Source organism: Cellulosimicrobium cellulans, assembly GCF_001722485.1.
In the GTDB taxonomy this organism is placed as follows: domain Bacteria; phylum Actinomycetota; class Actinomycetes; order Actinomycetales; family Cellulomonadaceae; genus Cellulosimicrobium; species Cellulosimicrobium cellulans_A.
Map to the genome: position 1 here is coordinate 35,974 of NZ_LWGL01000010.1, position 10,350 is coordinate 46,323.

The window sequence follows — 10,350 nt, forward strand, 5'->3', positions numbered from 1 at the left end:
GCCCGCCCGGCGGCACGACGGCCGTGGGCGGGCGTCCCGGCCGGCACCGGGACGGGGTGCTACTGCTGCAGCACCGCCGTGATCTCCTCGTTGTCCTCCTCGACGCTCGAGCCGTCCTCGAAGACGGCGTTGCGCACGAGCGTGAGCCAGGGGCTGTTCGGCGCGTTGAACGCCTGCTGGAAGTTGCGCGCCACCGGCGTGCGGCCCTTGCTCGCGACCTCGTTGATCGTCACGACGCGCGGGTCGGCGGAGGTGTACTCGTTGTCGATGAGGTCGGCCCGCGAGACGACGTCGCCGTTCTTGGCGAGGACCTCGACCTGCGCCTCCTCGGACATGAGCCAGGAGAGGAAGTTCCACGCCTGCTCGGAGTTCTCGGAGTCCTTCGAGATGCCGATGCCGTCGCCGCCCACGAACGTGGACTCGCCGCCGTCGGGGCCGGGGATCGGCGCGACGCCGACGTCCACCGTCTCGTCCGCCGTCGACAGGAGGGTCGCCGGGTACGGCATGACGCCGATCTTGCCCTCCTGGAACGGGCCCACCCACGTCGCACCGGTCTCGTCGCGCGTGCCGGCGCCGACCGCGTCGGAGTCGACGAGGTCCTTGAACGTCGCGTAGACGTCCTGGGCGGTGTCGCTCGCGAGGAACGACTCGGTGCCCTCGGCGTTCATGACGTCCTCGTCGGCGGCCCACACCATCGGGAACCACGTGAAGACGAGGCAGCCGCCGCAGTTGCCGCCGAAGAACGTGCCGTCGACGCCGTTGCCGAGCGCGTCCACGGCCTTGGCGTGCTCGGCGTACTCCGCCAGGGTCGTCGGCGGGGCCTCGGGGTCGAGGCCCGCCTGCTCGTAGAGGTCCTTGTTGTAGAACATGACGGAGACGTCGAGCACGAACGGCAGGACGTGCTGCATGTCGTCGTACGTGCCGGCCTCGAGGTGGCCCTGGTTGATCTCGTCCGCGTGGTCGAGCTGGTCGATGCGGCCGGTGAGGTCCTGGAACAGGCCCTGCTCGGCCCAGTTGGGCACGTAGACGATGTCGGCGGCGAACAGGTCCGGCAGCCCCCCGCTGCCCGCCGCCGCGCCCACCTTCGCGACGTAGTCGTCGTTCGGGACGATCGTCAGCTCGACCTGGTTCTCGTGGCTCGCGTTGTACGCGTCCACGAGCAGGTTGGCCTGCTTCTCGAGCGGCGCCCGCGTCCACAGCGTCAGCGTGGTGCCGTCGTCCACCCCCTCGGGGCTGCCGCCCGCGGCGGCGCCGCCGTCGTCCGACCCCTCGGACCCGCCGCACGCGGCGAGGCCGAGCGCGGTGAGGCCGATCACCAGCGTCGAGGCAACGGCCCTCGTCACCGACGTCCTGCGGTGGTGTGTCATCTCGCGTCTCCTCGTACTCGTCGTTGAGCTGTGCGCACCGCTGCCGGGCGGCCACGAGGCCGCCCGAACCGTTTTCGGTGCGGGTGTCGTCGGCGGCCAGGTCGTCTGGCCGTCCGGCCTCACCGGGGGCTACTCTTTCGGGACTCCGGAGCCGCTGGGCGACATCGCCCGATCGGCCCTCGGTGGCCGAAAGCAACCGAAAAGGTTTTCTGAATCTAGGGCAGGCGCATCGCCCCGTCAAGCATCTCGGCGGGTTACAGTTCGATCACGGCGACTCGGCCGGCGGCGTCCGCGCCGCCGGGCCGGGAGAGGGGGCACGAGCCTCATGACCACCCAGAGCGGGAGCGCGGCGCCGCGCGCCGCGACGCTCACCGACGTGGCACGTCTCGCCGGCGTGTCCATCGCGACGGCGTCCAAGGCGATCAACGGGCGCGACCAGGTCAAGGCGGAGACGCGCCTGCGCGTCCTCGAGGCCGCGGAGCGGCTCTCCTTCGCGCCCAACGCCCTCGCGCGGGGGCTGCTCAAGGGGCGCACGGGGACCGTCGGGCTCCTCACGAGCGACCTCGAGGGCCGGTTCTCCATCCCGGTGCTCATGGGCGCCGAGGACGCGTTCGGCGCCGGGCGCGTCTCGGTCTTCCTGTGCGACGCGCGCGGCGACGCCATCCGCGAGCAGCACCACGTGCGCGCGCTGCTGTCGCGCCGCGTCGACGGGCTCATCGTCGTCGGGTCGCGCACCGACCCGCGCCCGCCGCTCAGCGGCGACATCCCCGTGCCGGTGGTCTACGCCTACGCCCCGTCCGAGGACCCGGCCGACCACTCGATCACCGCCGACAACGTCGGGGCCGGGCGGCTCGCCGTCGAGCACCTGCTCGCGTGCGGGCGGCGCAAGGTCGCGCACGTCTCCGGCGACCCCGGGTACAAGGCCGCCCAGGACCGCGCCGCCGGCGCGCAGGCCGCGCTCGCCGCCGCCGGGCTCGAGCTCGTGGGCGGGCAGACCTACTTCGGGTCGTGGAGCGAGGGCTGGGGCCGCGGCGCCGCCCGCATGATCGTCGAGCAGCACCCCGACGTCGACGCGTTCTTCTGCGGCAGCGACCAGATCGCCCGCGGCGTGCTCGACGCGCTGCGCGAGCTCGGGCGCGACGTCCCCGGGTCGACCTCCGTCATCGGGTTCGACAACTGGGAGGTGCTCACCACGAACGCGCGCCCGCAGCTCACGAGCGTCGACATGAACCTCGAGCGGCTCGGCCGCGTCGCCGCGCAGCGCCTGTTCTCCGCGATCGACGGGCAGGTGCGGCCCGGCGTCGAGGAGCTGCCCTGCCGGGTCGTGACCCGCGCGTCGAGCACGCCCGTCAACTGACGCCTCAGACGAAGCCGAACAGCGGCGGGAACGCCACGACGACGACCGCGGCCCACACGGCGTAGACCGGCAGGAAGCGCGTCTGCCACCGCACGAGCGCGTCGAGCGGCCGGTGGCGCAGGAACCGCGCCGCGAGCACCGCGGAGCCGACGAGGTGCACGAGCAGCAGGAGGTTGAGCCCGAGGGCCGCGACCTTGTTGGGGCTCACGCCGAACTCGGCGATGCGCGTGAGCATCGCGGTCAGCGCGACCGCGTCGACCGCGAGCGCCGCGACGACGAGGACGAGCTGCAGGCCGTCGAACAGCGTCGGTGGGGCGAGCGGGTCGCGCGCCGAGACGGAGTACAGCAGCAGGCACAGCACCAGCACGAGGATCGCGTCCATGAGGATGAGCAGCTCGCGGTCCACGGCGGCGAGGTCGCCCGCCGTCAGCAGGACGGCGAACAGCGCGACGAGCATGACGACGGTGAGCGGCGTGAACACCTTGGTGAGCACCGGGGCGATGTTCTCGACGACGTTCTGCTTCGCCTCGACGAGCCACGCGGCCACGACGAGCGCGCCCGGCACGCAGAACGGCAGGATCCAGTCCTCGAGCCAGGGCTCGAGGTCGACGTCGACGAGGGAGAAGACGCCGAGCGTCAGGCCGATCAGCACGCCGCCGCCGAGGGCGAGGAGCGTGACGTACACCGCGAGCTCGCCCGTGAAGCGGGCGAAGTCCATGCGTCCCGCGTCCGAGCGCCAGCGTCCGGCGACGTACGCGACCCCCACCAGTGCCCACAGCACGACCGGCGCGTGGATCGCCGCGAGCAGCTCCGTCGAGCCGAGCGGCGCGAACGGGTACGCGTTGAGCACGACGGCGAGCACGACGGACGGGACGAGCAGCGTGACGCCGACCTGCCACGTGAGGCGCCGCTTCCACGCGAAGTAGCCCGCGAGGAACGGGAACACCAGGAGCGCGACGTTGCGCAGCAGCACCTCCTCGGACGGCACCAGCTCCGCCGCGACCTTGACCGCGACGCCCGCGCCTACGGCGAGGGCCAGGACGACGGCGAGCTCCCGCCACGACCGCGACCCGTCCTCCGGCGCCTCGCGCACCAGCACGAGCTGCTTCCACAGCCGGTCCGAGTGCTCCCGGGCGAACTCGCGCGACACCGCGTCCAGGTCACCCATGCGCTTCACCGCGACGAGGAACGCCTCCTCGTCGTCGAGCCCCGTCGCGCGCAGGTCCTCCACCCGCTCGCGCAGGTGGTCCTCCATCTCGTCGACGTCCGCCGCCGAGATCGCCTCCCGGCGACGCACGTAGCCGCGCCACTGGTCGATCTGCGCCTCCAGCTCGGCGTGCCGCTCCGCGTGCGGCCCGGGCGCCGGAGCCGACGACGCCATCACGCCCACCCCTCCGCGCGCCGCGGCGGCAGCGCCGGCCCGGCCTGCGCCTCCCGCCACACCTGCGCCAGCGCGTCCGCGACCACGTGCCACTGCGCCTGCCGCTCGGCGAGCGCCTCGCGGCCGGCCGTCGTGATCGCGTAGTGCTTGCGGCGGCGCCCGACGTCGGACACTCCCCACGACGACTCCACGTGACCCAGGCGCTCGAGGCGGTGCAGCAGCGGGTAGAGCATCCCGTCCGTCCACTGCATGCGCCCGCCCGACAGCTCGTCGACGCGCTTGAGGATCGCGTAGCCGTACGACTCGCCCTCGCTGAGGATGCCGAGCACGAGCGGGGTGGCCGAGGCGGCCACGAGGTCCTTGTCGATGCGCACGGGCGTCTCCTTGCCTAGATGAGCTAGGCATGAACCCTAGCACCGCTAGGCCTTTGGGTCTCGGTCGCGGTGGGTGTGGTCGCCTGGGGAGGCGGGTGGGGTGGTGGCGCCGGATCTACCATCCGCGGCTCGTCCCTCGCCGCTCCCGCCAGGCCCGCCACGATCCGGCGCCACCACCCCACCCGCCCGTGTCGTCGCACCATCGCGTTCGGTAGCGTGGATGCGTTCCCTGCACCGCGATCGACGACGACGGCGGATCCTCGGGGGTGTGACTGATGGCGCGCTCGTACCTGTTCGCCCTGACCGACGGGGGCGGGACCGTGCCGCCCGAGGTGGGGGCCGCGCGTCGGCTCGTGGAGCGCGGGCACCGCGTGCGGGTGCTGGCCGAGGACTCCATGGCGTCCGAGGTCCGGGCGGCCGGCGCGACGTTCGTGCCGTGGGAGACGGCGCCCAACCGGCGCGACCGCGACCCGGCCCACGACCCGCTCCGGGACTGGGAGGCGCGGGGCGCCCTCGCGCAGGCACGCCTCATCGGTGACCGCGTCATCGCGGGCCCCGCTCCCGCGATCGCGCGCGACGTCCTCGCCGCCGTCGACGCCGAGCGGCCGGATCTCGTCGTCACGTCCGTGTTCACCGTCGGCGCGATGATCGCCGCGCAGTCGCGGGGGATCCCGTTCGACGTCCTGCTGCCCAACGTCTACGCGGCCCCTTACCCCGGTCGGACGCCGTTCGGCGCCGGTCTGCGGCCCGCTCGCGGGCCGGTCGGGCGGCTGCGCGACCGTGCGGTGACGTCGGCAGCGACACGGACGCTCGACCGGTTCACGCTCGCGCGGCTCGACGCGCTCCGCGCGGACCTGGGGCTCGGCCCGCTGACCCACTCGTGGGAGCAGATGGGCGCGGCGCGGCAGCAGCTCGTCATGACGAGTCCCGCGTTCGACCTGCCCGGGCCGCTCCCCGCCAACGCGCGGTACGTCGGGCCGGTGCTCGACGACCCGTCCTGGGCCGACGACGTCCCCTGGGAGGCCCCGCCCGGCGACGACCCGCTCGTGCTCGTCGCCCTGTCGTCGACGTTCCAGGACCAGGCGGCGCTGCTCCGGCGCGTCGTCGCCGCCCTGTCGGCGCTGCCCGTGCGGGGCGTCGTCACGACGGGTCAGGGGCTCGATCCCGGCGCGGTGCCCGTGCGGGGCGTCGTCACGACGGGTCAGGGGCTCGATCCCGGCGCGGTGCCCGGGTCGGCGAGCGTGAGCGTCGTCGCGGCGGCGCCCCACCGGGCCGTGCTGCGCGACGCGGCGCTCGTCGTCACGCACGGCGGGCACGGCACCCTGCTCAAGGCGCTCGTCGCCGGGTGCCCGGTCGTCGTGCTGCCGCACGGGCGCGACCAGGCCGACAACGCCGTGCGGGTCACGCTCCGCGGTGCGGGCGTCGCCGTCCCGCGGCGGTCGTCGGCCGGCCGGATCCACCGGGCCGTGCACCGGGTGCTCCACGACCCGTCCTTCGCACGCGCCGCGGCCCGGCTCGGGGACGCCGTCCGTCGCGACGCCGAGCACGGCACGCTCGTGGCCGAGCTCGAGGACCTCGACGGCCGGGCGTCCTGAGCGCGCCGCGACCCCCGGCCGCGGGTTGCGGTCGGAGGTCGCGGCGTGACTGCGACCTGCGTGCGGCGTCAGCCGGCGTAGGTCTCCAGCTCGGCGATGCGCGGCGTCCCCGTCGCGCTCGTGATCTCGAGGTTGATCTTCCGCAGGGACGTCGCGGGGAACGTCACGGTCCCCGGTGAGCCGCTGCCGCTGCGCAGCACCGCGCCCGTGTCGTTGTCGACCACGCGCCACGACCCGACGCTGCCGCCGCCCGAGGCCTCGCGGACGACGACGCGCGACACAATCGTGTCCGAGCCCCACTTGATCGAGACCCGCCCCGTCGAGCCGGCCGGCGACCAGTAGGTGCTCGTGTCACCGTCCCGCACGTCGCCATAGCTCGTCCCGCTCGCCTTGCTCGAGCCGTCGCTGCCCGCCCCGAGGCTGAGGTTCGTCCCGTCCGGCTCGGGCTCCGGCTCGGGCTCCGGCTCGGGCTCGGGCTCGGGGTCGGGTCCCGGGCCGGGGTCCGGGTTCTGCGGCGTGCAGGAGCCGTCGGACGTCCGCAGACCCGTGTTCGCGCCGGCCGTCTGGCTGACGACGCCGGGCACGCAGCTCGCGCCGTCGAGCGAGTACGCGTACGGGATCGAGACCGTCGTCGTGGACGTCGGGTTCGGCCCGGCAGGCCGGTCGTCGCCGCTCGGGCTGGACCACGTGACGTCGTCGAAGATGTTCCCGGCGACCTGCCAGTAGCCCGCCTGGTCGGTGTAGAACGTGCCGAGCACGTCCTTGGAGTCCTCGAAGTAGTTGTTCTCCACCTTCGCTCGCGCGCCGGCGCGCGAGTTGATGCCCGACTCGTTGAGGCTCACGTAGTGGTTGTTGTAGATGTGCGCGATGCCGCCGCGCAGCAGGGGCGCGCGCGAGTCGATGTTCTCGTACAGGTTGTGGTGGAACGTGACGAACCCGTTCGAGCGGTCGCTCTCGCTCGACCCGATGAGGCCGCCGCGGCCCGAGTTGCGCAGGACGCTGTAGGACAGCGTCACGTACTGGACCCCGCCCTTCATGTCGAACAGGCCGTCGAAGCCCTCCGACTCCCCGCCGGACGCCTCCAGGGTGACGTGGTCGACCCAGACGTTGCGGACACCGCTCTCCATGCCGATCGCGTCGCCGCCGTTCGACGTCGGGGAGCCCGACTTCTTGACGTTCCGGACGGTCACGTTCTGGATGATGACGTTCTCCGCCTCGCGGAGGTGGATGCCGAGCTGGTCGAACACGGCGCCGCGTCCCACGCCGACGATGGTCACGTTGCTGACCTGCTTGATCTCGATGACCCCGGCCGCGGTGTTGCAGCTGTCGCCCGAGACCTTGCTCGTGTTGCCGTGGTTGATGGTGCCCTCGACCTCGATCGTGATCGGGGTGTCGCTGCTGGCGCGGTTGCACAGGGCCGCGTGGATCTGCGTCCCGGTCGTGGCCCGCACGGTCTGTCCGCCGGCGCCGCCGGTGGTGCCGCCGTTCTGGGTGGCGTAGCCCGTCGGGCTGCCGGTCACGGCCGAGGCCGCGGTCGCCGTCAGGGCGGTCACGCCCATCGCGGCCGTCAGGGTGATCGCGGCCCCCGCCGCGACGAGCCGTCGTCGGACTGGTCGTCTCATCGTGCCTCACTTCGTCGTCGAATCTGGGGCAGTGCTGGGGAAGTGCTGCCGTGCGCACGGTGGCGGTGCGTCGTCGCACCCACCGCGGTCGAGCTCGAGCACACCCGGCGAAGAGGCCGCGTCATCGCGGCTCGACGTCGAGCAACCGGTTTCCCGATCGTAGGGAACCGGTTTCTCACATGCAAGCCCTGGCTCCGACGTGCGGCGCACGACCGACGTCCTGGTTGCGAGGGACGCCGGGGCGGCGAGAGTGGGGCCACGTGACGACACGGGCCACGGCCCGACGACGGGAGGAGACACGATGACCGTGCCGGTGAGCGACGACCGGACGCCGTTCGGCGCCGTCCACGCGGGGATGACCGTGGTGGACGTCGACGGCGAGGAGGTGGGCACGGTCGAGGACGTCCGCGCGGGTGCCGACGAACTCGCGGGGGAGAGCGCCGTCGCCGACGCGCCGCCGGACCGCGGCGCGCTCGACGCGCTCACGGGCGCCGTGCGGGACGCCGTCACCACGGGCGAGGGCATCAGCGCGGCGGACCGGACGCGGCTCGACCGCGCGGGCTACCTGCGGATCGACGGCGTCGGGCTGCTCAGCGGCAGCCGGTACGCGGCCGCCGACGAGGTCGCGGCCGTCGAGGGCGACGTCGTCCGGCTGTCCGTCCCGGGCTCACGACTGGTCGGCTGAACCGGCGCGTATACCGCAGCCTCCGGGGTCTCGCACGCCGAGGCTTACCGAATCGCCGCAGGTCGTCGTAGTGTCTGCGTCGTGAACGTCTACGTCGTGCTGTCCCGCAGCCGGACCGTGCTGTCCCGCACGATCGCCCTGGCGACCCGCGACGAGTTCACGCACGCGTCGCTCGCGCTCGACCCGGGCCTCGAGCTGATGTTCAGCTTCGGACGGCGCCGGCCCGGCAACCCCTTCATCGGGTGCTTCCGGCGCGAGCGCTTCGACGACGGCCTGTACCGGGGGATGGACGTGGTCCCCGGGGCCGTCCTCGAGATCCCGGTGACCCCGGACCAGCACGAGGCCGTGTGCACGCGCATCAGCGAGTTCTTGCTCGACTCGCACGCCTACTCGTACAACGCGTCCGGTCTCGTGAACGTGCTCATCGGCCGCGGGTCGCCGGACGACACGCGCTTCTTCTGCTCGGAGTTCGTCTACCACGTGCTCCACGAGGCGGGCGTGTGCGACCTCGGGGTCGAGCGCTGGCAGGTCCGCCCGCAGATGCTCGCCGACCTCCCCGGCGAGGTCGTCTTCCGCGGCGACCTCAAGGCGTACTCCGCGCGCCACCGCCCGGGCGTCCGGGCCGGCCTCACGGTCGACGGCGCGGGCGTGCGGCTGCTGGCCTGAGGCGCTCGGCGTCCGACAGGATGTCGATGCCGACCACCCGGCCGCCGCGCACCGTGAACGCCAGCACCGAGTAGACCGTCCCGTCCTCGAGCACGGTGACGAGACCCGGGGACCCGTTGACGAGCGCGAGGCGCGAGTACCGGGCGGTGCCGAAGTGCATCCGCGCCTGGGCGGTCACGTCCTGCGCACCCCGCAGGAGCCGCGACAGCTCTCCGGGGCCACGGTCGACGCGCACCGTCACCTCCGGGTCGAGCAGCGCGAGCAGCGCGTCGAAGTCCCCCGCCTGCGACGCGGCGAGGTAGGCGGACACGACCTCTCGGCGCCGCACGACGTCGTCCTGCACGGGCACCGCGTCGCGCACCTTCCGCCGTGCCCGGCTCGCGAGCTGCCGCGTGGCGGCCGGCGACCTGTCGACGATGGCGGCGACGTCCTCGAACGGGACCGCGAACTGGTCGTGCAGCACGAACGCGACGCGCTCGGCGGGGGTGAGCGTGTCGAGGACGACCAGTAGCGCGACCCCGATCTCCTCCGCCTCGACCGCGCGCTGCGCGGGGTCGTCGAGGTCGCGGCCGAGGTCGCGGCCGAGGTCGTCGAGGGACGACACGAGGAGGTCGGGGACGTGCCCCTCCCAGGTGGTCTCCCGGCGCCCGGCGCGCGACCGCAGGACGTTCAGCGCGACCCGCGCGACGACCGTCGTGAGCCAGCCGCCGAGGTTCTCGACGCCGGCCGTGCCGGCTGCGTGCGCCCGCACCCAGGCATCCTGCACCGCGTCCTCGGCGTCCGCGGTGGAACCCAGCACGCGGTACGCGACCGAGCGCAGGTGCGGTCGCAGCGCCTCGAACTGCTCCGCCGTGAGCTGCTCCGTGCCCACCGGTCACACTCCTTCGTCCGGCCGTGTCAGAGAGGTGACAGCGCGCGCTGCCGGGGCCCACGGAACCACGGGCCGCCGACACCGGCCCGCGCACCGACCGACGCACCAGGAGTCCGCATGACCTCCCTGACCCCGACCGACACCCTCGCCGGCGACCTGACCGGCCGCCTCCTGCTCCCCGGCGACGACGGCTTCGACCGCGCCGCCACCCCGTGGAACCTCGCCGTGCGGCAGCCCGTCACGGCCGTCGTGGAGGCGGCCGACGCCGACGACGTCGCCGCCACCGTGCGGTGGGCGCGCTCCGCCGGCCTCGCCGTCGCTGCGCAGTCCACGGGCCACGGCGCGTCCGGCGACGTCGAGGGCGCCGTGCTGCTGCGCACGGGCGCGCTGGACGACGTCGCGGTGGACCCGGAGCGCCGCGTGGCTCGGGTC

At 73.6% G+C, this 10,350-nt stretch carries 10 protein-coding genes; 5 read left to right on the plus strand and 5 right to left on the minus strand.

Annotated elements, in window-relative coordinates:
• Positions 1-59 precede the first annotated feature (59 nt).
• A complete protein-coding gene (locus tag JZ5iCDA_RS02515) occupies positions 60-1,343 on the minus strand; it encodes an ABC transporter substrate-binding protein (RefSeq protein ID WP_253181915.1) in 1,284 nt (427 codons plus the stop codon).
• A gap of 349 nt (positions 1,344-1,692) precedes the next feature.
• Here JZ5iCDA_RS02515 and JZ5iCDA_RS02520 point away from each other — a divergent pair, with 349 nt between their 5' ends.
• Positions 1,693-2,724, plus strand: coding sequence for a LacI family DNA-binding transcriptional regulator (locus JZ5iCDA_RS02520; RefSeq protein ID WP_069385691.1), 1,032 nt, complete (start codon positions 1,693-1,695; stop codon positions 2,722-2,724).
• Positions 2,725-2,728: 4 nt separating this feature from the next.
• On the opposite strand, the gene JZ5iCDA_RS02525 is transcribed toward JZ5iCDA_RS02520, so the two are convergent.
• Both JZ5iCDA_RS02525 and JZ5iCDA_RS02530 read right to left on the minus strand, forming a co-directional pair.
• Positions 2,729-4,105, minus strand: a complete 1,377-nt coding sequence (locus tag JZ5iCDA_RS02525) for a permease prefix domain 1-containing protein (RefSeq protein ID WP_069385703.1) — start codon at positions 4,103-4,105, stop codon at positions 2,729-2,731.
• Complete coding sequence (locus JZ5iCDA_RS02530; RefSeq protein ID WP_069385692.1) at positions 4,105-4,479, minus strand: PadR family transcriptional regulator; 375 nt, start codon at positions 4,477-4,479, stop codon at positions 4,105-4,107. Before JZ5iCDA_RS02530 ends, JZ5iCDA_RS02525 begins: the two co-directional genes overlap by 1 nt.
• Before the next feature lie 275 nt (positions 4,480-4,754).
• Between JZ5iCDA_RS02530 and JZ5iCDA_RS02535 the strand changes: the two genes are divergently transcribed.
• Positions 4,755-6,074, plus strand: coding sequence for a glycosyltransferase (locus JZ5iCDA_RS02535; RefSeq protein ID WP_069385693.1), 1,320 nt, complete (start codon positions 4,755-4,757; stop codon positions 6,072-6,074).
• 68 nt (positions 6,075-6,142) lie between these two features.
• Here JZ5iCDA_RS02535 and JZ5iCDA_RS02540 read toward each other — a convergent pair whose 3' ends face one another.
• Entirely contained in the window at positions 6,143-7,696 is a 1,554-nt protein-coding gene (locus JZ5iCDA_RS02540; protein WP_069385694.1) for a pectate lyase family protein, read from the minus strand.
• A gap of 301 nt (positions 7,697-7,997) precedes the next feature.
• Between JZ5iCDA_RS02540 and JZ5iCDA_RS02545 the strand changes: the two genes are divergently transcribed.
• Both JZ5iCDA_RS02545 and JZ5iCDA_RS02550 read left to right on the plus strand, forming a co-directional pair.
• Positions 7,998-8,381, plus strand: a complete 384-nt coding sequence (locus JZ5iCDA_RS02545; RefSeq protein WP_069385695.1) for a hypothetical protein — start codon at positions 7,998-8,000, stop codon at positions 8,379-8,381.
• 81 nt (positions 8,382-8,462) lie between these two features.
• Positions 8,463-9,047 carry a hypothetical protein gene (locus JZ5iCDA_RS02550; protein ID WP_069385696.1) on the plus strand — a complete coding sequence of 195 codons (585 nt, stop codon included), beginning with the start codon at positions 8,463-8,465 and terminating at the stop codon, positions 9,045-9,047.
• Here JZ5iCDA_RS02550 and JZ5iCDA_RS02555 read toward each other — a convergent pair.
• Positions 9,010-9,918, minus strand: a complete 909-nt coding sequence (locus tag JZ5iCDA_RS02555; protein WP_069385697.1) for a sigma-70 family RNA polymerase sigma factor — start codon at positions 9,916-9,918, stop codon at positions 9,010-9,012. The two genes, JZ5iCDA_RS02550 and JZ5iCDA_RS02555, sit on opposite strands and share 38 nt — an antisense overlap.
• A gap of 117 nt (positions 9,919-10,035) precedes the next feature.
• On the opposite strand from JZ5iCDA_RS02555, the gene JZ5iCDA_RS02560 reads away from it, so the two are divergent.
• A partial coding sequence (locus tag JZ5iCDA_RS02560) for an FAD-binding protein (RefSeq protein WP_139122924.1) occupies positions 10,036-10,350 on the plus strand: 315 nt, incomplete at its 3' end.